Consider the following 20,905-nt stretch of genomic DNA (forward strand, 5'->3'; position numbering starts at 1 on the left):
ACCTTCAGCTGGCCACTGTGGGCACGGAACAGCAGATCGTTCAGGCAATGCCCCTGCTTGCTGACCAGCACCAGCAGGCGCGCACGGCGGCGACCGTCGTGCAGTTGCCAATCCATGCCGAACTCGGCCGCCAGCGTGGCCATCGCGGCATGCACGGTGTCCAGCGGCAAGCCGGCGTCGCGGTCGAAATGCACGCGCAGGAAGAAGCGGCCGCTCTCCTCGTCGCCGAACTGCTGGGCGTCGAGGATGTTGCAGCCGTGGTCGAACAGCAGGCCGGACACACGGTAGACGATGCCGGTACGATCGGGGCAGGACAGGGTGAGGATGGAGTCGGGGCGCATCCTGGCAGTGTAGGCCAGCAGGGTGTTGATCGGATCGATGGTCACCGATGCAACCGAAGGGCTTGGTTCTGTCCCAAGCGATACTTGGCCGATCCCATGGCAAGCTGGTAGGTCATGAACCTGTTGCAACTGATCCGCAGCTTCACCCGCACGGCAGAGACCGGCAGCATTGCCGCTGCGGCCCGCACCCTTGGCATCAGCGCCACCGCCGTCGGCCAGAACATCAACCGGCTCGAGGCCCATCTGGGCGTACGGCTGCTGAACCGCAGCACGCGCCAGCTGGCACTCAGCGAGGCCGGTGCGTTGTATCTGGTGCAGGTGCGGCACATCGAAGCCGACCTGGCACGCGCGCAGGCGATGGTCACCTCTGGCGATATCGAACCGGCCGGGCCGCTGCGCATCGCCAGCAGCAGCGCGTTTGGTCGCCATGTACTGGCACCGTTGCTGCCCTCGCTGCAACAGCGCTACCCGCAGCTGCAGCTGGAGCTGCGCCTGAATGACCGCGCCGTACAGCATGGCCCGGAGGCGGTGGATGCCAGCATCCGCATCGGTGCGCAGCTGGAGGACGGCGTGGTCGCACGGCAACTGGCGCGCGTGCCGTTCGTGTTCTGCGCTGCCCCGGCCTACCTGCAGGCGCACGGTACCCCGCAACACCCCGCCGATCTGGGCAGCCATCGCGGCCTGCTGCACCGCTTCCCCACCGATGGCCGGCCGTTGCGCTGGGGCCTGCTGAAGGACGGCCAGCGCGTGGACGCCGCGCTGCCGCCCAGCATGGTCTGCGATGACATCGATGCGCTGGCCGCCCTGGCCACCGCCGGGGCCGGCATCACCCGGCTGGCCGCGTTCGTGGCCGAACCCTATCTGCGTGACGGCCGCCTGCGTGCGGTGTTCGACACCGACAGCGCATGGCGCCCGGAACCGATGGACGTCTACTTCTGCGTCAGCGACCGCCGCGACTTCACCGCCAAGATCCGTGCGCTGTTCGAGCATCTGCAGGCCGGCATGGCGCCGGCCTGGCGGGTGTGAGCCTCAGCGGGTCTTGAACACGCCGCGTGCATCGCGCGGTTCGCAGCGCAGGTACTGCGGCGCCGGTAGCACGCTCTCGCGCAGTGCGGCGGCGGCGTGCCACGGCCAACGCGGGTCGTAGAGAATGCCGCGCGCCAGCGCCACGGCATCGGCATGGCGGTGGCGCAGGATCGACTCGGCCTGCTCCGGCTCGGTGATCATGCCCACGGCGATGACCGGCATGCGCACCTTGGCCTTGATCGCCGCCGCGAACGGCACCTGGTAGCCCGGGCCGACGGTGATCTTCTGGCGCTCATCCAGCCCGCCGCTGGAAACGTGCAGGAAATTGCAGCCGCGTGCGTCCAGCACCTGAGCCAGTGCTTCGCTCTGCACCAGGTCCCAGCCACCTTCGACCCAGTCGCTGGCGGAGAGGCGCACACCCACCGCGACCTTGTCCGACACCGCCGCGCGCACCGCGTCGAACACCTCCACCAGCAGACGCAGGCGGTTCGGCAGCGAGCCACCGTAGCCATCGGTGCGACGGTTGCTCAGCGGCGACAGGAACTGGTGCAGCAGGTAACCGTGCGCGGCATGCAGCTCGATCAGCTCGAAGCCCAGGCGCTCGGCGCGCACCGCGCTGGCGGCGAAGGCGGCGATGACCTCGGCGATGCCGGCCTCGTCCAGTGCCTGCGGTGCCGGATCGGCGGCATGGAACGGCAGCGGCGACGGTGCCACCGTGGGCCAGCCGCGGGCATCGTCGGCCGGCAGCTGGCCACCGCCATCCCACGGGCGCCTCACCGAGGCCTTGCGCCCGGCGTGGCCAAGCTGGATGCCCAGCGGCATCGGCGACCAGCGGCGGACGCTGGCCAGCACCTGCGCCAGAGCGGCCTCGGTGCCGTCGTCCCACAGCCCCAGATCGGCCCAGCTGATGCGGCCGCGTGGTTCGACCGCGGTGGCTTCCAGGATCAGCAGGCCGGCGCCGGACTGCGCCAGGTTGCCCAGATGCATGGCGTGCCAGTCGCTGGCGCGGCCGTCTTCGGCGGAGTACTGGCACATCGGCGCGATGACGATGCGGTTGGACAGGGTGAGGGGGCCGAGCGAGATCGGCGAAAACAGCTGGGTCACGGCAATGCGGGGGCAAGCGGATGGGGGAGCGTATTGCACCGCCGCACGGCCTGCGAATCAACCGTGTGGATGGATCGCTGTTTCGCGCGACCTGGCTGAGCCGAGCGTGGGCTCGGCTCTACAGAAACCAACAACCCCTTGTAGAGCCGAGCCCACGCTCGGCTCAGCCCGCCACCCAGCCGGCCAACGCCTCGGCGCAGTCGCGTTCATCCTTGAACTGCAGCAGGTCGTCGGCACGGGTGCGGCCCCGGTTCAGCGCCGCTACCGGCAACCCTGCCCTGGCGGCGGCCTGCACGAAGCGGAAGCCGGAATACACCATCAGCGAGGAGCCCACCACCAGCACGGCGTCAGCCTGTTGCAGGTGGTCGTGCACCGCCGCCACGCGCTCACGCGGCACGTTTTCGCCGAAGAACACCACGTCCGGCTTCAGCACCCCGCCGCAGTGCGGGCACTCGGGCACCACGAAGCGGGAGAAATCGGCCTCCAGATCGGCGTCGCCATCGGGAGCGATGCCGCCCTCCAGGGCATCCCAGCCTGGATTGGCATCCAGCAGCCGCTGCTGGAAATCCTCACGGCTGCTGCGGCGTTCGCAGCCCATGCAGCGCACCAGGTCCAGGCGGCCATGCAGGTCGATCACATTGTGGCTGCCGGCGCGCTGGTGCAGGCCGTCCACGTTCTGGGTCAGCAGCACCTGCAGCTTGCCGCGGGACTCCAGCGCGGCCAGTGCCTGGTGGGTGCCGTTGGGACGGGCCAGGCCGAAGCGCGGCCAGCCCAGCAGGCTGCGCGCCCAGTAGCGCTGGCGGGTGGCCGCCTCGCCCATGAAGGCCTGGTAGGTCACCGGCGGCGTGCGCTTCCACTGGCCGTCGGTGTCGCGGTAATCGGGAATGCCCGAAGCGGTGCTGCAGCCGGCGCCGGTCAGCACGAACAGGCGCTGGGCGCGGTCGATGAAGTCGGTCAGCGGCGGGGTCATGGTCTTCAGGTGGGGGCGTGGGGGCGCCCCCGCAAGCATCGCTTCAGGGCGCAGCGGGCAGACGCGGCACGGCCGTGGGCTGGCCGTCTTCACCCAGCGCGATCATCACGAAGTGGCCGCGGGTACACAGCTGGCGCTCGCCGCTGTGCAGGTCTTCGGCAATCAGCTCCACTTCGACCTTCATCGAGCTGCGGCCGACCTCGACGATACGGCCGATGGTTTCCACCATCTGTCCAATGCGGATCGGCAGTTTGAAGTCGACCTGGTCGCTGCGTGCGGTCACCACGGTGCGGCGGGAATAACGGGCGGCGGCCAGGAACGCGGCCTTGTCCATCCACGCCAGCGCCTGGCCACCGAACAGGGTGCCCATGTGGTTGGTGTGGTTGGGGAAGACGATTTCGGCCATGCGCACTTCGATGGGCGGCACGGTCTCGGGGATCGGGGTCATGGCGGGGATGTCGGTGTGGGGTGCGCCAATTTTAAGCCAGGCCCCGTGCAGGCGGCGCTACACTGCGCCACGCCCACTGCCAGGACTGACCATGCCCGCACCCTCCGACCTTGTGGCCTTCGCCCTCATCTCGCTGGGCATGGTGCTTACACCCGGGCCGAACATGATCTACCTGGTCTCGCGCTCGATCTGCCAGGGCCGCACCGCCGGCCTGATCTCGCTGGGCGGGGTCGCGCTGGGCTTCGTGTTCTACATGCTGTGCGCGGCGCTGGGCATCACCGCCCTGCTGATGACCGTGCCGCTGGCCTACGACACGCTGCGCATCGGCGGTGCGTTGTACCTGCTGTACCTGGCCTGGCAGGCGCTCAAGCCCGGCGGCCGTTCGCCGTTCGCGGTACGTGACCTGCCGCAGGACAGCCCGCGCAGGCTGTTCGCGATGGGCTTTCTGACCAACCTGCTGAACCCGAAGATCGCGGTGATGTACCTGTCGCTGCTGCCGCAGTTCCTGCAGCCGGAAGGCCATGGCAGCGTGCTGATGCAGTCGCTGGTGCTGGGCTTCACCCAGATCGCGGTCAGTGTCAGCGTCAACGCCGTGATCGCGGTGATGGCCGGCAGCATCGCCGGCTTCCTGGCCGCGCGCCCGACCTGGCAGGCGGTGCAGCGCTGGCTGATGGGCACGGTGCTGGCCGGGCTGGCGGTACGCATGGCGGTGGAAGGGCGGCGCTGAGCGTAGCGTCGAGCTTGCTCGACGGCCGTTGAGCCTTTGTAGAGTCGAGCTTGCTCGACTGCATTTCGCGTAAAGCAGTCGAGCAAGCTCGACTCTACAAAGGCCCGCATGCGGGATACCGGACGGTAGAGCCGGGCCATGCCCGGCGAGCGCGTAAGACCACAAAAAACCCCGGCGTTGGCCGGGGTTTTTCGTTGCAACCGGAATGACCGCTTCGATCAGAAGTTCATGTCGAAGGCGACTTCGCCCTGCACGCCGACCTGGTAGGCCGAGACGCGACGTTCGAAGAAGTTGGTCAGTTCCTGCACATCCTGCAACTCCATGAACGGCAGCGGATTGCGCACGTTGTACTTCTTTTCCATGCCCAGCTTGGCGAAGTGCTGGTCGGCGCAGTGCTGCAGGTACTGGCGCATGTCGCGGGTCGAGATGCCCGCCACGCCGCCGGACAGCACGTCCTCGGCGAACTGCACTTCGCATTCGATGGCCTCGGCCAGCATGTCATAGACCTGCTGCTTCATTTCATCGTCGAACAGGTCCGGCTCTTCCTCACGCACCACGCGCACCGACTCGAACGCGAACTCCATGTGCGCGCTCTCGTCGCGGAACACCCAGTTGGTGCCCGAGGCCAGGCCCGGCAGCAGGCCGCGCGAACGGAAGTAGTACACGTAGGCGAAGGCGGCGAAGAAGAACAGGCCTTCGATGCACGCGGCGAAGCAGATCTGGTTGAGCAGGAACTGGCGGCGCTCGGCACGGGTCTCGATGCGCTTCAGATCCTGGATCGAGTCGATCCACTTGAAGCAGAAGTCGGCCTTCTTCTTGATCGAGTCGATGTTCTCCACCGCGGCGAAGGCTTTGACGCGCTCCTCCGGGTCCGGCAGGTAGTTGTCGAGCAGGGTCAGGTAGAACTGCACGTGCAGCGCTTCTTCGTACAGCTGGCGCGACAGGTACATGCGCGCTTCCGGCGCGTTCAGATGCTGGTACAGGTTCAGCACCAGGTTGTTGGACACGATCGAATCGCCGGTGGCGAAGAACGCGACCAGGCGGTGGATCAGGTGGCGCTCACCCGGCGACATCTTGCTGTGCAGGTCGGTGATGTCGATCTGGAAGTTGATCTCTTCCACCGTCCAGGTGTTCTTGATCGCGTTCCGGTACATGTCATAGAACTGCGGGTAGCGCATCGGGCGCAGGGTCAGTTCAAAACCGGGATCGAGCAGCATCTGCTTGGGCTTGTCGGCCATGGGTGTTTCCTTGAATTCCTGGGTGAGCCGCCGGGCATGGCCCGGCGCTACCGTGGGTGTTTTTCCGCAGCCGAGCATGGCTCGGCTCTACAGGTGCGAGGTGTTCGAGTGCCGACCAACGGTCGGCACCCACCGCGCGGTGTTTTACTGGCAGGCCTCGCAGGCTTCCGGGTTTTCCAGCGAGCAGGCGACCGCTTCGTCCGGGCTGAACACCTTGGCCGGGGCCGCGCTGCTTACCGTGGTCTTGGCGATCTTGGTGGCCGGGCGCGAACGCAGGTAGTAGGTGGTCTTGATGCCCTGCTTCCAGGCGTACATGTACATGGACGACATCGCGCCGATGTTCGGGCTTTCCATGAACAGGTTGAGCGAGGCCGACTGGTCGATGAAGGCGCCACGCTCGGCGGCCATGTCGATCAGCGAACGCATCGGCAGTTCCCACGCGGTGCGGTAGACCTCGCGCAGGGTTTCCGGAATCTGCGCCACGCCGGCGATGGAACCTTCGGCCAGCTTGATGGCATCGCGCATGTCAGCGGTCCACAGGCCCAGCTTCTTCAGCTCGTTGACCAGGTAACGGTTGACCTGCAGGAAGTCGCCGGACAGGGTCTCGCGCTTGAACAGGTTGGACACCTGCGGCTCGACGCACTCGTAGCAGCCGGCGATCGAGGCGATGGTCGCGGTCGGGGCGATCGCGATCATCAGCGAGTTGCGCAGGCCATGCTCCTTGATGCGCGCACGCAGGGCATCCCAGCGTGCGGTGTCTTCGGGCACCACGTTCCAGGCGTCGAACTGCAGTTCACCACCGGCGGCACGGGTGTCGTTGAACGACGGGTGCTTGCCGCGTTCCTGGGCCAGCTCGCAGGAGGTTTCCAGCGCGTGGAAGTAGATCGTTTCGGCGATCTTCTTCGACAGTGCGCGGGCTTCGGCGCTGTCGAACGGCAGGCGCTTGCGGAAGAACACGTCCTGCAGGCCCATGCAGCCCAGGCCGACCGGACGCCAGCGCAGGTTGGCGCGGCGGGCGGTTTCGATCGGGTAGAAGTTCAGGTCGATGACGCGGTCGAGCTGGCGCACGGCCAGGCGCACGGTCTCGGCCAGCTTCTCGAAATCGAAGTCGTTGTGCTCGTCGAAGTGGTTGCCCAGGTTGATCGAACCCAGGTTGCACACGGCGGTTTCATCGTTGGAGGTGACCTCCAGGATTTCCGTGCACAGGTTGGACAGGTGGATCACGTTGCCGGCGCGCAGGGTCTGGTTGCTGGCGCGGTTGCACTTGTCCTTGAAGGTCATCCAGCCGTTGCCGGTCTCGGCCAGCGTACGCATCATGCGGGCATACAGCTTGCGCGCGGAGATGGTGCGGCTGGCCTTGCCCTGCGCTTCGGCCTGCACGTAGGCCTGCTCGAAGGCTTCGCCGAACAGGTCGGTGAACTCCGGCACGACGCGCGGATCGAACAGCGACCATTCCTGGTCGGCCTCGACGCGCTTCATGAACAGGTCCGGCACCCAGTTGGCCAGATTCAGGTTGTGGGTACGGCGGGCTTCGTCACCGGTGTTGTCACGCAGCTCGAGGAAATCCTCGACGTCGGCATGCCAGGTTTCCAGGTAGACGCAGGCGGCGCCCTTGCGCTTGCCGCCCTGGTTCACCGCGGCCACCGACGAATCCATGGTCTTCAGCCACGGCACGATGCCGTTGGAATGGCCGTTGGTGGACTTGATGAGCGAACCACGCGAACGCACGCGGGTGTAGCTGACGCCGATGCCGCCGGAGAACTTGGACAGCTGGGCGATATCGCCGTACTTGGCGTAGATCGATTCCAGCGAGTCCTGCGGCGAGTCCAGCAGGAAGCACGAGGACAGCTGCTCGTGGGTGGTGCCGGAGTTGAACAGGGTCGGGCTGGACGGCAGGTAGTCCAGGTTGCCCATGCGCTTGTACAGCGCCAGGGTCTCGGACACGTCCTCGCTCAGCGCGCTGGCGATGCGCAGGAAGAACTGCTGCGGGGTCTCGATCACCTTGCGGGTGTGCGGGTGGCGCAGCAGGTAGCGGTCGTACAGGGTACGCAGGCCGAAGTAATCGAAGTTCAGGTCCAGCGAGATGTCGATGGCATCGTTGAGCTTGCGTGCGTTGGTCTGCACGAAGTTCAGCAGGCGGTCGTTGATCAGGCCCACTTCGTGGCCACGGCTGACCGACTGCGAGAAGGCGTAGATTTCCTGGCCCGACACTTCCTTGGCGATGTAGTTGGCCAGCAGGCGCGCGGCCAGACGGCCGTACTCGGGCTCTTCACCGATCAGCAGCGCGGCGGTACGGATGGACAGTTCGTCCAGCTCGCGGGTGGTGGCGCCGTTGTACAGGCCGGAAATGGTGCGGGTGGCCACGCGCATCGGATCGACGGCGTGCAGGCCTTCGGAGGAACGCTGCACCGCGCGCACGATCTTGTTCAGGTCCACCAGTTCGGTGGTCCCGTTGCGCTTGGTCACACTCATCGCGTTGGCCGTCGGCGGCGACGTCAACAGGAACTCGCTTTCCTTCTCGATGGTGGCGCTGGATTCGGTGCTCACGGCGTGTGTCCTCTTGGCGTGATTGGGGGTGCTCGATGCATCGGGTGACGCGGCCCGGGACATGACAGCCCAGGATGGCAGGACGGCGTCGCAGGGGATGAGACCCTGCGCCTGCCACTGCCGTTGACGGTTGCGTGCGGGTATCCGGGAGACCCCGCGGCGGACCCCCATACCTGGGGTTGTTGCGACCGACGGCCACAAGATAGTGGGGGTGATGGGGGCCGTCAACGCCAAATGTAGTGAAATTCGGCAATCCCTTGCGCCGCAAGGATCGTGCCATCGGCGGCCTGATCAGACGCTTCAGACCTGCCGGAACGGGCTGCGCAGTCAAGCCCGAGACGCGTCATTCCGGTGGTACAACGCCGCGCGGAAACGGAACAATGACAGCTTCACATGACAGTGATGAAGCTGGCCAGGGACAACCCTGTGGATAGGTGGTGGGCATCCGGTGGGCAGCCGCTGGCGGGGTGACTTCCGGCCGATGCCGGCGCGGCCCGGCGGGCAGATGCTGCAGGCTCGCCACACGGACTGTCGCCATGGACCTGCGCCTGCCCACTCTTGCCCTGTTGTCGGCCTTGCTGCTGGCCCCCGCGCAGGCCGCCGATGCGCCGAAGCTGCGCGCGGACCAGTGCGGCATCCGCACCGATTACGACGTGCTGGTGGACAGCGGTGGCATCTGGCTGCGGCACGGGCCGCAGGCGCCCCACGAGGTGGTGTTCCACGATGGGGTACTGAGCCTGGACGATACGATCGTGCCGGTCAGCGCCGCCGACGCCGCACGCCTGCGCCAGCTGGAGGCCGGCGCCCGCCAGTTGATGCCGGCGGCCACGGCGCTGGCCCAGGAAGTGAGCGGGCTGAGTTTCGACGTGCTCGACGGGGTCTATGAAAGCCTGACCGGCACCGCCAACAGCCGCAAGGTACGGCGCCTGCGCCGGCAGGCCGATGACTGGATCGGCGGCACGCTGGGCAAGGGCTACTGGGAACAGGCGGTGTTCGGGCCGGGCTTCGAGGCCAAGGTGCAGGACATGGCCGAATCACTGTCCGCGTCCATCGCCCGCAGCATGCTCTGGCAGATCTTCACCGGCCGCAGCGACGCCATGGAGGCGCGCGCCGACCGCCTGGACGCGCAGATGGAGCAGCAGCTGGAAGGCCGCGCCGAGCGCATCGAAGCCCGCGCGCAGGCGTTGTGCCCGCTGGTGCAGGCGCTGGCCGACACCCACGACGCGCTGGAGGTACGCTACCAGGGCCAGCCGCTGCGGCTGCTGGAGCGCAGCGAAGGGATCCGGGTCGAGCACACCGCCGACACCGGCCCGCAGGTGTCGGCCGGGCCGGATGAGCGGCCGTTGGGGAACGCGGTTGCGCCCACGCGGTAGCCACGCGGCGCTGCTGTAGAGCCGAGCCCATGCTCGGCTGCTTTTCGGCACGCCAGGTAGAGTCGAGCTTGCTCGACGGCTTCTGGCTCCGCGCGGAAGGCAGTCGAGCAAGCTCGACTCTACCAAGCGGGGCAAGCGAGGGCGGCCGGGGCCGCCCGCGCCACTGCTCACGCCCGGTGCGGGGTGCCCAGGTATTCGGCGCTCTGCATTTCGATCAGGCGCGAGGCGGTGCGCTCGAACGCGCCCTGCAGGCGCTGGCCGGTGTACAGCTCGATCGGCGAGGTGCTGGCGGTGCAGACCAGGTTGACGTGGCGGTCGTACAGCTCGTCGATCAGGTTGACGAAGCGGCGCGCGGCATCTTCGTTCAGGCGGTCGAAGGCGGGAATGCCGCCCAGCAGCACCGTGTTGAACTCGTGCGCGATCTCGATGTAATCCGACGGTCCGCGCGGGCCCTCGCACAGGGCGGCGAAATCGAACCAGGCGATGCTCTTGCCGCGGCCGCGCACCGGAATCTTGCGGCCCTCGATCTCGATGTTGCCAGGCTTGGCCGGCTGGCCGCCACTGAGTTCGGTCCAGCGCGTGGCCAGCCAGGCATCGCTGTCGGCGGCCAGTGGCGCGCGGTACACCGGCGAGCGGGTCAGCGCGCGCATGCGGTAGTCCTCGGTGCCTTCGGCGTACAGCTCCACGCAGAAGCGCTGCAGCAGGCCGATGGCCGGCAGGAAGCTCTCGCGCTGCAGGCCGTTGAGGTACAGGTTCTCCACCGCTGTGTTGGAGGTGGTGACCAGGGTCACGCCCTCGGCGAACAAGCGCTCCAGCAGCCGCGCCAGCAGCATGGCATCGCCGATGTCGGTGACGAAGAACTCGTCCAGCACCAGCACGCGCAGGTTGCTGCGCCACTCCTGGGCGATCCTGGCCAGCGGGTCGCTCTGCCCCTGGTGCTCGCGCAGGCGCTCGTGGACGCTGCGCATGAAGCGGTGGAAGTGCGTGCGGTACTTCTGCTTGATCGGCAGGCCGTCGTAGAACAGGTCAACCAGGAAGGTCTTGCCGCGGCCGACGCCGCCCCAGAAGTACAGGCCCTTGACCGGCTCGGGCTTCTTCCAGAACGAGGACAGGCGGTCCAGCCAGCCGTCCTCGGCGCTGTCGACCAGCCCTCGATGGATGCGGTCCAGCTCGGCCAGCGCTGCATGCTGGGCCGGGTCGTCCTGCCAGTCGCCACGGGCGACTCCTTCGGCATAGCGCTGCGAAGGCGTCAGCTCGGCTGCACTCATGCCGCCGCGCCCAGCCAGTGCTTGACGCCGTGGGTGAGTGCGCCGCGCAGGTCGATCAGCTTGCGGTGGAAGAAGTGGCTGGTCTCGGGCATGCGCACCAGCTCATGCGGGAAGTCCAGCGTGTCCAGCCACTGATAGACCGCCTGCGGGTCGACGATCTCGTCCTGCTCGCCCTGGATCACCAGCCAGCGTGCCGGCGGTTGCACGCCGTCGAAATCCCAGCGGCCAGCCGGCGGTGCAATCGAGATCAGCGCCTCCGGCTGCAGCGCGGCAGCCGCCTTCAGCGAAACGAAGGCGCCGAAGCTGAAACCGGCCAGCCACAGACGATCGTCGGGACGCTGGCTGCGCACCCAGGCGGCGACGGCCTTCAGGTCATCCTGCTCGCCCACGCCGCCATCGAAGGTGCCGGCCGAGCCACCCACGCTGCGGAAGTTGAAACGCACCGTGGCGATGCCCAGCTCGCGCAGGGTGGTGGCGGTCATGGTGACCACCTTGTTGTGCAGGGTGCCGCCCTCGGTGGACAGCGGATGGCAGATGATGGCCACGATCGGCTGCACCGGCGCATCGGCCTTGGGCAGGTCGACGACCACTTCCAGCGGGCCGGCCGGGCCGTCCAGTTCGAGGCAGGCGGTTTCGCCGGGGGCGACGGGGAACAGGGGCTTGTGCATGGCACCATGATACCGTCCCCCGCCCCTGCCCTGTGCCCGCCCCATGCTCTACCTGTCTTTGGCCGTGATCTGCAGTGTGCTGGTTTCGGTGTTGTTGAAGGTGGCCGGACGCCGCCAACTGGATGTTGCGCAGATGGTCACCTGGAACTACCTGGTGGCGGCAACGCTCACGGCGGTGGTGCTGCAGCCGCCGCTGGATGCACTGCGCGCGCCGCATGCGCCGTGGCTGTCGCTGCTGGCGCTGGCGGTGGTGCTGCCGTCGATCTTCCTGGTCCTGGGCCGCGCGGTGGCAGTGGCCGGCATCGTCCGCAGTGATGTGGCGCAGCGGCTGTCGCTGCTGCTGTCGCTGGCCGCAGCGTTCCTGTTCTTCGGCCAGACCGCCACGCCGTGGAAGCTGGCCGGCCTGGCGCTGGGCCTGGTCGCCATGGTGGCGATCAGCCTGCGCCCGCGCGGCCCGGCACTGGCGGCCTCGCCCGGCGGCTGGGGCTGGCTGCTGGGCGTATGGGGCGGGTTTGCCGTGGTCGACGTGCTGCTGAAGCAGGTGGCCCTTTCGGGCACGCCGTCGATGGCGGCGGTGCTGGCCAGCTTCAGCGTGGCCTTCGTGCTGATGCTGGCGCTGCAGCTGTGGCGGCACGCCAGCGGCCGCAGCCGGCTGGCCTGGCGCAACCTCGGCGCCGGCGCGCTGCTGGGCCTGCTCAACGGCGGCAACATTCTTTTCTACGTGCACGCGCACCAGGCGATGCCGGACAGCCCGGCCACCGTGTTTGCCGGCATGAACATCGGCGTGGTGGTGCTGGGTGCGCTGGTGGGTGTATTCGCCTTCGGCGAGGCGACCACGAAGTGGAACCGCGCCGGCCTTGCGCTGGCGGTGCTGGCGATCGGGTTGATCGCCTGGGGGTGAGCATGTGCATCGGGGTCAGAGCCCATTCCGTTGGAATGGGATCCGACCCCTGCCGCGCCCCGGCGTTGCGCGTTATTTGTCGAAGCCCAGCAACAGCGGGTCGTGGTCGGAACTGCGCCACGGGCCCTGCACGTTGCGGCCCTGGTAGCCGCTGGCGTCCTGCTCGTCGGCATTGCTGTGCCATTCGGCGGCACCGCGCAGGCGCTTGGCCATGCCCGGGCTCAACAGCGCGTGGTCAAGACGGCCGCTGTAGCCGTTGTAGACGTAGCTGTAGGGGTGCTCGACCTTGGCCACCTTGAACGCGTCCTGCCAGCCCAGGTCATGCAGGGCGCGGATCGGGTCTTCCATCGCGTAGGCGTTGAAGTCGCCCAGCAGCACGATGTCCTTCACCTTCAGGCGCGCAGCTTCGGCATTCACCCACTGGTTGAGCTGGCGCGCCGATTCCACACGGGTGGCGTTCCAGCAGCCCTGGCCATCGTTCTGGTCGGCATCGGCACCGCTGGCATCGCGGCAGCCCTTCGACTTGAAGTGGTTGGCCACCACCATGAACGGCGCGCCCTTGCCCTGGAAGGCCTGCGCCAGCGGCGCGCGGCTGTGTTCGGCAAACGGGCCATCGGTCCGGGTCAGCGGCTTGCCCAGCGGCTTGAACGACCCACGCTTGTAGATGATGCCGACCCGGATCGGATTGGTGCCTGGACCTTCGCCCGGATCCACCGCCACCCATTCGTCGTTCGGGTCGGTGCGCGGCAATGCATTGAGCGCGGCCAGAAGTTCGGCGATGGCCGACTGCGGACCGTAGCCGTCGTTTTCCAGTTCCATCAGCGCGGCGATGTCGGTATCCAGGGCGCTGATGGTGGCCACCAGCTTGGCGACCTGCGCCTTGTGCTCGTCCAGCGTGCGCGCGCCGCGCAGGGTCGGGAAGCCGCCGCCCTGGCCATCACCATTGAAGAAGTTCTCCAGGTTGAACGCGGCGATCTGCAGGCTGCCCGGCACCTTCGGCACCGGCGGGCGCTGCAGTTCCGGCAGCTGCAACGCGCCGTCCACCTGCAGGCGGGCACGGCCCTGTGCGTCCACGCGCACGGTGCCTTCCACGTTGCGCAGCTGCATGCCGGTACGCAGCACCGGATTGCCCGGCAGATAAGCCACGCTGCCGGGGTCGCGGGCATCGCTGCCGTCGTCCAGCAGCAGGCGGCGGCGCTGGTTGTCGGCCATCACCTGCTCACTGCCCGCGGTGCCCGGCGCGGCCACTTCGGTGGGCTGCCACAGGCGGCCGTCGAAGGCCACGGTCAGCTCGCCGAAGCGTTCCAGGCCGTCGGTGCCGGCCAGGGTCAGCGGCGCGGCGATGCGCACGCGCTGGCCATCCAGCGCGCGCCAGTCCGAGGGCGCGGCGGTCAGCACCACGGTGGCGCTGCCGCGCGCGGCCGGCGTTACCGGGGCCGGTGCGGCCTGCGGCTGGGCCTGGGCGAAGGCGCTGGCCGGCAACAGCAGGGACAGGGCAAGGGCAAGGGAGCGGCGGCGCATCGACGGGCGATTCCAGGGAAGAGGAGGCACAGACTAACCCCGAAATGCGAAACCCCGCGTGCGCGGCGGGGTTTTGGCCGTGGTGGGCAAAACCCCGGGCAATGACCGGGGCGACCGACGGGTAGAGTCGACTGTTAGTCGACTATCGCGCGCAGCGCGGGCTTTTCGGTGCTCTTGGGAAGAGCAGTCGACTAACAGTCGACTCTACCGTTCGCCCGTTCGCCCGTTCGGGCGTTCGCCGTCTACTTCAGGTTGCCCAGCATCCAGTCCACGGTGGCGTGGATCTGTTCCTCGGTCAGTGCCGGGTTGCCGCCCTTGGGCGGCATGATGCCGCCGTCGGGGCCGGTGTAGCCCTCGATGGCGTGCTTGTAGAGGGTGTCCTTGCCCTGTGCCAGGCGCTTGTCCCAGTGCGCGTGATCCAGCGTCGGGGCCTGGCCGACACCGGTGGTGTGGCAGGCCGTGCACAGGTTGTCGAAGATCACCTTGCCGTCCTTGGTGCCGCCGTAGGCCACCTGCGAGGCGGCCTTGGCCAGTGCGGCGGCCTTGGCGGCGGCCTGCGCGGCGGCGCCGGTACTGCCGGCATAGACCGCGCCGGTGGGCGAGATGCGCTGTTCGGTGCGCTTGGCTGCCGTGGGCGACACCTCGGGCGGAATCCGGGTGTGGATGTAGGCGGCAAGGAGGATCAGGCCGAGGGTGATGGCCATCAACAGCGCGATCACCATGGAGAAGCGTTTCAGGAACTCCAGATCGTAATTCCGCACTCTTCGTTACCCCTGGCTGATAGTCGTTGGACCACGGCTGAGCGACTGCGTGATGGGCCGAGTATAGAACGCGCTTCGCATGCGACAACAGGCGTCACTGCTGATGCGGCGCAACATGCCGGGGCTGGGGTCAGATCCCTTTTGCCATGCAGGAGGGATCTGACCCCGGCAACAGCGGCCGGCTCTACCGGATTGCGGGGGCGCCGATCGCGCGCAGGCAGAAGCTGCAGATCGCGTCCACCAGTGCGTCCTCGTCGCGATGCGCTTCGCGGCTGGGCGCGGTCGGGCCGACCATCGCTTCGGTGAACGCACCGACCAGGCAGGCGGCGGCCACATGTGCGTCCTGCGCCGGCAGCTCACCGGCCGCCACGCCTTCTTCCACCAGCCGCAGGAACACATCGCCGAACGCGCGCCGGCCGCGCATGCGCTCGGCTTCCACATCCGGGTCGACCGGTTCGACGATGAAGGCATGCGCCAGCCCCGGCCCGGCCAGGGCGCGACGGACGAAGGCGGTGATCGCCAGCCGCAACCGCTCGCTGGCGGCCTCCGGCCCCTGCGCGATGCGCTCCATGATCGCCACCTCGTGGGCCACCGCGGCGTTGAGCACTTCCACGAACAGCTCGGCCTTGGACGGGAAATGGCGGTAGATCAGCCCGGTGGACACCCCCGCCTGGGTCGCCACGGCGGTCACCGGGGCGTTGCGCCAGCCGCCGGTGGCGACCAGCGCACGGGTCGCCAGCAGGATCCGTTCACGGGCGCCCGCCAGGCGTTCTTCCATCAATGCAGAGCGTTTGTAGGCCATGTTCTGATTCTAGTTTCAATTTTTGAATTCGTATTCACTTCTTACCCGAACCCCGCTACGCTGGGGCCATCGCCCGTGTGGGTGGCGGTCCTGTACACCGCCATCCACTCCCCGCCGGGTGCGTCCATTTCCTGCCATCCCGCCGTGGAGCCACCACAATGCACGTGCCATCCCTGAACTTCGATCTTGGCGAAGACATCGACCTGCTGCGCCAGAGCGTGGCCCATTTTGCCGCCGCCGAGATCGCCCCGCTCGCCGCCGAGGCCGATGCGACCAACCAGTTCCCGCTGGCGCTGTGGCCGAAGCTGGGCGAACAGGGCCTGCTCGGCCTGACCGTGGAAGAAGCATACGGCGGCACCGGCATGGGTTACCTGGCCCACGTGGTGGCGATGGAAGAGATCTCGCGCGCCTCCGGCGGCATCGCCCTGTCCTATGGTGCGCACTCCAACCTGTGCGTGAACCAGCTGCGCAAGAACGGCAGCGAGGAACAGAAGCAGCGCTTCCTGCCCGACCTGTGCAGCGGCGCCAAGGTGGGTGCGCTGGCGATGAGCGAACCGGGCGCCGGTTCGGACGTGGTGTCGATGAAGCTGCGCGCGGACAAGCGCGGCGACCGCTACGTGCTCAACGGCAACAAGATGTGGATCACCAACGGCCCGGACGCCGACGTGCTGGTGGTCTACGCCAAGACCGACATGGAGGCCGGCGCCAAGGGCATCACCGCCTTCCTGGTCGAGAAGGGCATGAAGGGTTTTTCCACCGCACAGAAGCTGGACAAGCTGGGCATGCGCTCCTCGCCCACCTGTGAACTGGTGTTCCAGGACTGCGAGATTCCCGAAGAGAACGTGCTCGGTGCGGTGGGCGGCGGCGTGCGCGTGCTGATGTCCGGCCTGGACTACGAGCGCGTGGTGCTGTCCGGTGGCCCGCTGGGCCTGATGGCCGCGGCGATGGATGTGGTGATGCCCTATGTGCACGAGCGCCACCAGTTCGGCGAACCGATCGGCAGCTTCCAGCTGATCCAGGCCAAGATCGCCGACATGTACGTGGGCCTGGGTGCCTGCCGCGCCTATGTCTACGCGGTGGCGCGCGCCTGCGACCAGGGCCGTACCACCCGCCAGGATGCGGCCGGTGCGATCCTGTACGCCGCCGAGAAGGCGACCTGGCTGACCGGCCAGGCGATCCAGATCCTCGGTGGCAACGGCTACATCAACGAGTACCCGACCGGCCGTTTGTGGCGCGACGCCAAGCTGTATGAAATCGGCGCCGGCACCTCGGAGATCCGCCGCATGCTGATCGGCCGCGAACTGTTCCAGCGCACTCTGTAAGGCCACCGCGATGACCGTACTGAACAGCCAGCTGCAACCGGGCAGCGATTCGTTTGAAGGCAACCGCGCAGCGATGCAGGCGGTGGTCGACGACCTGCACGCCACCCTGGCCCGCACCGCCCTGGGCGGCAGCGAGGCGGCGCGCGCCAAGCACACCGCACGCGGCAAGCTGCTGGTGCGTGACCGCATCGACGCCCTGCTCGACCCGGGCAGCGCCTTCCTGGAAATCGCGCCGCTGGCCGCGCATGGCATGTACGACGATGCCGTACCTGCGGCGGGCGTGGTGGCCGGCATCGGCCGGGTGAGCGGCGTGGAGTGCGTGATCGTGGCCAACGACGCCACGGTCAAGGGCGGCACCTATTACCCGATGACGGTGAAGAAGCACCTGCGCGCGCAGGAGATCGCCGAGCAGAACCACCTGCCGTGCATCTACCTGGTCGACTCCGGTGGCGCCTTCCTGCCGCTGCAGGACGAGGTCTTCCCCGACCGCGACCATTTCGGCCGCATCTTCTACAACCAGGCCAACCTGTCGGCGCAGGGCATTCCGCAGATCGCCTGCGTGATGGGCAGCTGCACCGCCGGTGGTGCCTACGTGCCGGCGATGAGCGATGAAACGGTGATCGTGCGCGAACAGGGCACGATCTTCCTCGGCGGCCCGCCGCTGGTGAAGGCGGCCACCGGTGAAGTGGTGACGGCCGAGGAACTGGGCGGCGCCGATGTGCACACGCGCATTTCCGGCGTGGCCGACCACATGGCCGACAACGACCTGCAGGCGCTGGCCCGGGTGCGCGCGATCATCGCGCAGTTGAACTGGCGCAAGCCGGAACCGGCGATGGCGGTGCAGGCGCCCGAAGAACCGCTGCTGCCGGCGCATGAGTTGTATGGCGTGATTCCCGCCGACACGCGCAAGCCCTACGACGTGCGCGAAGTGATCGCGCGCCTGGTGGACGGCTCGCGCTTCGATGAGTTCAAGCCGCGCTATGGCGCCACCCTGGTCACCGGCTTTGCGCATCTGAACGGCTACCCGATCGGCATCATCGCCAACAACGGCATCCTGTTCTCCGAGTCGGCACTGAAGGGCGCGCACTTCATCGAGCTGTGCACCCAGCGCAACATCCCGCTGGTGTTCCTGCAGAACATCACCGGCTTCATGGTCGGCCGCAAGTACGAACAGGGTGGCATCGCCAAGGACGGGGCCAAGCTGGTGATGGCGGTGGCCTGCGCCAAGGTACCCAAGTTCACCGTAGTCATCGGTGGCTCGTTCGGTGCCGGCAACTACGGCATGTGCGGCCGCGCGTACTCGCCGAACTTCCTGTGGATGTGGCCGAACGCGCGCATCGGCGTGATGGGTGGCGAGCAGGCCGCCAGCGTGCTGGCCACGGTCAAGCGCGATGGCATCGAAGCCAAGGGCGGCCAGTGGCCGGCCGCGGAGGAAGACGCGTTCAAGGCGCCGATCCGCGAGCAGTTCGAACAACAGGGCCATCCCTACTACGCCAGTGCCCGCCTGTGGGACGACGGCGTGATCGATCCGGCCGACACCCGCCGGGTGCTGGCGCTGGCGCTGTCGGCCAGCCTCAACGCCGCCCCGCAGCAGACGCGCTTCGGCGTGTTCCGCATGTAACCCATGCCATGACCGAGCACGCTCCCATGAAGCCCGTTGCCATGTTCTCCAAGATCCTGATCGCCAACCGTGGCGAAATCGCCTGCCGCGTGATCGCCACCTGCCGTCGCCTCGGCATCGCCACCGTGGCGGTGTATTCCGATGCCGACCGCAACGCGCGCCACGTACGGCTGGCCGACGAAGCCATCCACATCGGCCCGGCCGCCGCACGCGAGAGCTACCTGCGCGGCGATGCCCTGCTCGAGGCCGCACGCGCGACCGGCGCGCAGGCCATTCACCCCGGCTACGGTTTCCTGTCCGAGAACGCGGACTTCGCCGATGCCTGTGCCGCTGCCGGCATCACCTTCATCGGCCCGCCAGCCAGCGCCATCCGCGCGATGGGCGACAAGAGCGCGGCCAAGGCACTGATGGCCCAGGCCGGCGTGCCCCTCACCCCGGGCTACCACGGCGACCAGCAGGCGCCGGACTTCCTGCGCGCACAGGCCGATGCCATCGGCTACCCGGTACTGATCAAGGCCAGCGCCGGTGGCGGTGGCAAGGGCATGCGCAAGGTCGAGCGCAGCGAGGACTTCGTCGATGCACTGGCCAGCTGCCAGCGCGAGGCAGCCTCGGCGTTCGGCAACGATCACGTACTGGTGGAGAAGTACGTCGAGCGCCCGCGCCACATCGAGATCCAGGTGTTCGGCGATTCCCACGGTGAGGCGGTGTACCTGTTCGAGCGCGACTGCTCGGTGCAGCGCCGCCACCAGAAGGTGCTGGAAGAGGCCCCCGCACCGGGCATGAGCGCCGAGCGTCGTGCGGCGATGGGCAAGGCCGCCGTCGATGCCGCGCGCGCGGTGGGCTATGAGGGTGCGGGCACCGTGGAGTTCATCGCCGGCCCGGATGGCGATTTCTACTTCATGGAAATGAACACCCGGCTGCAGGTCGAGCACCCGGTCACCGAGTTCATCACCGGCACCGACCTGGTGGAGTGGCAGCTGCGCGTGGCCTCGGGCCAGCCGCTGCCGCTGCGCCAGGAGCAGTTGGCGATTCACGGCCACGCCATCGAGGCGCGTCTGTACGCCGAAGATGCCGACCGCGGCTTCCTGCCCTCCACCGGCACCCTGCACCGGCTGCGCCTGCCGACGCCGTCGGCCAACGTGCGCGTGGATACCGGCGTGGAGGAAGGCGACAGCATCACCCCGTACTACGACCCGATGATCGCCAAGCTGATCGTCTGGGACGTGGACCGCGATGCCGCGCTGCGCCGCATGAGCCAGGCCCTGGCCGACTGCCAGGTGGTGGGCGTGACCACCAATGCCGGCTTCCTGCGCCGGCTGGTGAACACCGATTCGTTCACCCACGCCAAGCTGGATACCGCGCTGATCGAACGCGAACAGGCGGCGCTGAGCGTGCTGGGCGACAGCGACGACGCACTCTGGCTGCTGGCGGCGGTGGCCGCGGTGGCCAGCACTGCGGGCGCCAGCACCGACGCACGCGATCCGCATTCGCCGTGGCAGGCACAGGACGGCTGGCGCCTGGGCGCCCGTGCGCCACGCGTGCTGCCAGTGCAGCAGGGCGAGCGCCGGCACAGCCTGAAGGTGTGGGCGCAGGCTGACGGCTGGCGCGTGCAGTGCGATGACGCCGCGCCGGTACTGGCCACAGGCACGGCCGACGCGCACGCACTGACCGTGCAGCTGGGCGGGCGCCGCTGGACACTGCAGCTGCTGCGCGACGGTGACCAGCTGTACCTGTTCGGTGCCGATGGCCAGCATCGCTTCACCCTGCACGATCCGGTGGGTGAATCGGACCATGCCGTGGCCGACGCCGGCAGCCTGCTGGCACCGATGCCCGGCAGGATCGTGGCCACGCTGGTCGCGGCCGGCACCGAGGTCAAGCGCGGCACGCCGCTGGTGGTGCTGGAGGCGATGAAGATGGAACACACCCTGCAGGCACCGGCCGATGGCACGGTGAAGGGCTATCGCGCCAAGGCCGGCGACCAGGTCGGTGATGGTGCGGTGCTGGTGGACTTCGAGGCCGCCTGAGGGTGACGTGGCCGGGCCCTGTGGCCCGGCGACAGCGCAGGCCGCTGACCGTCAGCCCGGCCGCGGCCACACGTGGCCACCCGGATCCAGTTCCGCGGTGGTCTTTTCGGCCTTGCGCCAGCCCAGCCCGCAGATGGCCAGCGCGCCCTCGGCCATCGGCCGCAGCCCGAACGCGCGCCCGGCCTCGGCTTCGTTGATGGCGGCGGTGACGAACGCGCCCAGGCCCTGTGCGGTCGCGGCCGC

General features: G+C 68.1%; 18 protein-coding genes and 1 pseudogene. 7 read left to right on the forward strand and 12 right to left on the reverse strand.

Features of this window, described 5'->3' with window-relative positions; all coding sequences use genetic code 11:
• Positions 1–341: ACT domain-containing protein (locus N4G47_RS00005; protein ID WP_475284431.1), on the reverse strand; the 341-nt coding region annotated here is incomplete at its 3' end.
• 114 nt (positions 342–455) lie between these two features.
• Here N4G47_RS00005 and N4G47_RS00010 point away from each other — a divergent pair.
• Positions 456–1,367: a LysR family transcriptional regulator gene (locus N4G47_RS00010; protein WP_475284403.1), complete on the forward strand. Its 912-nt coding sequence runs from the start codon at positions 456–458 to the stop codon at positions 1,365–1,367.
• Between the two features lie 3 nt (positions 1,368–1,370).
• Here the strand turns inward: N4G47_RS00010 and N4G47_RS00015 are convergent, their stop codons facing one another.
• From N4G47_RS00015 to N4G47_RS00025, 3 genes are all read right to left on the reverse strand, one after another.
• A complete protein-coding gene (locus tag N4G47_RS00015) occupies positions 1,371–2,471 on the reverse strand; it encodes an NADH:flavin oxidoreductase/NADH oxidase (protein ID WP_475284405.1) in 1,101 nt (366 codons plus the stop codon).
• Between the two features lie 163 nt (positions 2,472–2,634).
• Positions 2,635–3,441, reverse strand: coding sequence for an NAD-dependent protein deacetylase (locus N4G47_RS00020; RefSeq protein ID WP_475284407.1), 807 nt, complete (start codon positions 3,439–3,441; stop codon positions 2,635–2,637).
• Positions 3,442–3,484: 43 nt separating this feature from the next.
• A complete protein-coding gene (locus tag N4G47_RS00025; protein WP_107231471.1) occupies positions 3,485–3,889 on the reverse strand; it encodes an acyl-CoA thioesterase in 405 nt (134 codons plus the stop codon).
• 91 nt (positions 3,890–3,980) lie between these two features.
• Here N4G47_RS00025 and N4G47_RS00030 point away from each other — a divergent pair, with 91 nt between their 5' ends.
• Positions 3,981–4,616: a LysE family translocator gene (locus N4G47_RS00030; RefSeq protein ID WP_475284410.1), complete on the forward strand. Its 636-nt coding sequence runs from the start codon at positions 3,981–3,983 to the stop codon at positions 4,614–4,616.
• Between the two features lie 218 nt (positions 4,617–4,834).
• Here N4G47_RS00030 and N4G47_RS00035 read toward each other — a convergent pair whose 3' ends face one another.
• Positions 4,835–5,854 carry a ribonucleotide-diphosphate reductase subunit beta gene (locus N4G47_RS00035; RefSeq protein WP_008264781.1) on the reverse strand — a complete coding sequence of 340 codons (1,020 nt, stop codon included), beginning with the start codon at positions 5,852–5,854 and terminating at the stop codon, positions 4,835–4,837.
• A 144-nt stretch (positions 5,855–5,998) separates the two neighbouring features.
• Positions 5,999–8,401, reverse strand: coding sequence for a ribonucleoside-diphosphate reductase subunit alpha (locus tag N4G47_RS00040; protein ID WP_475284412.1), 2,403 nt, complete (start codon positions 8,399–8,401; stop codon positions 5,999–6,001).
• A gap of 536 nt (positions 8,402–8,937) precedes the next feature.
• Between N4G47_RS00040 and N4G47_RS00045 the strand changes: the two genes are divergently transcribed.
• Positions 8,938–9,774, forward strand: a complete 837-nt coding sequence (locus tag N4G47_RS00045; protein ID WP_475284414.1) for a DUF2884 family protein — start codon at positions 8,938–8,940, stop codon at positions 9,772–9,774.
• A 167-nt stretch (positions 9,775–9,941) separates the two neighbouring features.
• Here N4G47_RS00045 and zapE read toward each other — a convergent pair whose 3' ends face one another.
• Together zapE and N4G47_RS00055 are read right to left on the reverse strand one after the other, a co-directional pair.
• Complete coding sequence (gene zapE / locus N4G47_RS00050; RefSeq protein ID WP_475284416.1) at positions 9,942–11,042, reverse strand: cell division protein ZapE; 1,101 nt, start codon at positions 11,040–11,042, stop codon at positions 9,942–9,944.
• Positions 11,039–11,710 (reverse strand): alpha/beta hydrolase, encoded by a 672-nt coding sequence (locus tag N4G47_RS00055; protein WP_475284418.1) that lies wholly within the window; start codon positions 11,708–11,710, stop codon positions 11,039–11,041. The genes zapE and N4G47_RS00055 overlap by 4 nt, the downstream gene beginning before the upstream one ends.
• Positions 11,711–11,753: 43 nt before the next feature.
• Between N4G47_RS00055 and N4G47_RS00060 the strand changes: the two genes are divergently transcribed.
• Positions 11,754–12,611: an EamA family transporter gene (locus tag N4G47_RS00060; RefSeq protein WP_475284420.1), complete on the forward strand. Its 858-nt coding sequence runs from the start codon at positions 11,754–11,756 to the stop codon at positions 12,609–12,611.
• A 72-nt stretch (positions 12,612–12,683) separates the two neighbouring features.
• Here N4G47_RS00060 and N4G47_RS00065 read toward each other — a convergent pair whose 3' ends face one another.
• The 3 genes from N4G47_RS00065 to N4G47_RS00075 form a co-directional block, all read right to left on the reverse strand.
• Positions 12,684–14,132, reverse strand: a complete 1,449-nt coding sequence (locus N4G47_RS00065) for an ExeM/NucH family extracellular endonuclease (protein ID WP_475284422.1) — start codon at positions 14,130–14,132, stop codon at positions 12,684–12,686.
• A gap of 242 nt (positions 14,133–14,374) precedes the next feature.
• On the reverse strand, positions 14,375–14,893 hold the full coding sequence (locus N4G47_RS00070) for a c-type cytochrome (RefSeq protein ID WP_057497004.1): 519 nt from the start codon (positions 14,891–14,893) through the stop codon (positions 14,375–14,377).
• A 184-nt stretch (positions 14,894–15,077) separates the two neighbouring features.
• On the reverse strand, positions 15,078–15,695 hold the full coding sequence (locus N4G47_RS00075) for a TetR/AcrR family transcriptional regulator (RefSeq protein ID WP_475284424.1): 618 nt from the start codon (positions 15,693–15,695) through the stop codon (positions 15,078–15,080).
• A 158-nt stretch (positions 15,696–15,853) separates the two neighbouring features.
• On the opposite strand from N4G47_RS00075, the gene N4G47_RS00080 reads away from it, so the two are divergent.
• The 3 genes from N4G47_RS00080 to N4G47_RS00090 are packed head-to-tail and all read left to right on the forward strand — an operon-like array spanning position 15,854 to position 20,662.
• The gene (locus N4G47_RS00080; RefSeq protein WP_107231462.1) at positions 15,854–17,017 is read left to right on the forward strand and encodes an isovaleryl-CoA dehydrogenase; all 1,164 of its coding nucleotides are present in this window, start codon (positions 15,854–15,856) and stop codon (positions 17,015–17,017) included.
• A 10-nt stretch (positions 17,018–17,027) separates the two neighbouring features.
• The gene (locus N4G47_RS00085; RefSeq protein WP_475284427.1) at positions 17,028–18,638 is read left to right on the forward strand and encodes a carboxyl transferase domain-containing protein; all 1,611 of its coding nucleotides are present in this window, start codon (positions 17,028–17,030) and stop codon (positions 18,636–18,638) included.
• 8 nt (positions 18,639–18,646) lie between these two features.
• Complete coding sequence (locus N4G47_RS00090) at positions 18,647–20,662, forward strand: acetyl/propionyl/methylcrotonyl-CoA carboxylase subunit alpha (RefSeq protein WP_475284429.1); 2,016 nt, start codon at positions 18,647–18,649, stop codon at positions 20,660–20,662.
• 51 nt (positions 20,663–20,713) lie between these two features.
• On the opposite strand, the pseudogene N4G47_RS00095 reads toward N4G47_RS00090, so the two are convergent.
• Positions 20,714–20,905, reverse strand: a pseudogene (locus N4G47_RS00095) (putative peptide maturation dehydrogenase); the annotation flags it as partial.

Source organism: Stenotrophomonas sp. GSD10, from assembly GCF_056172695.1.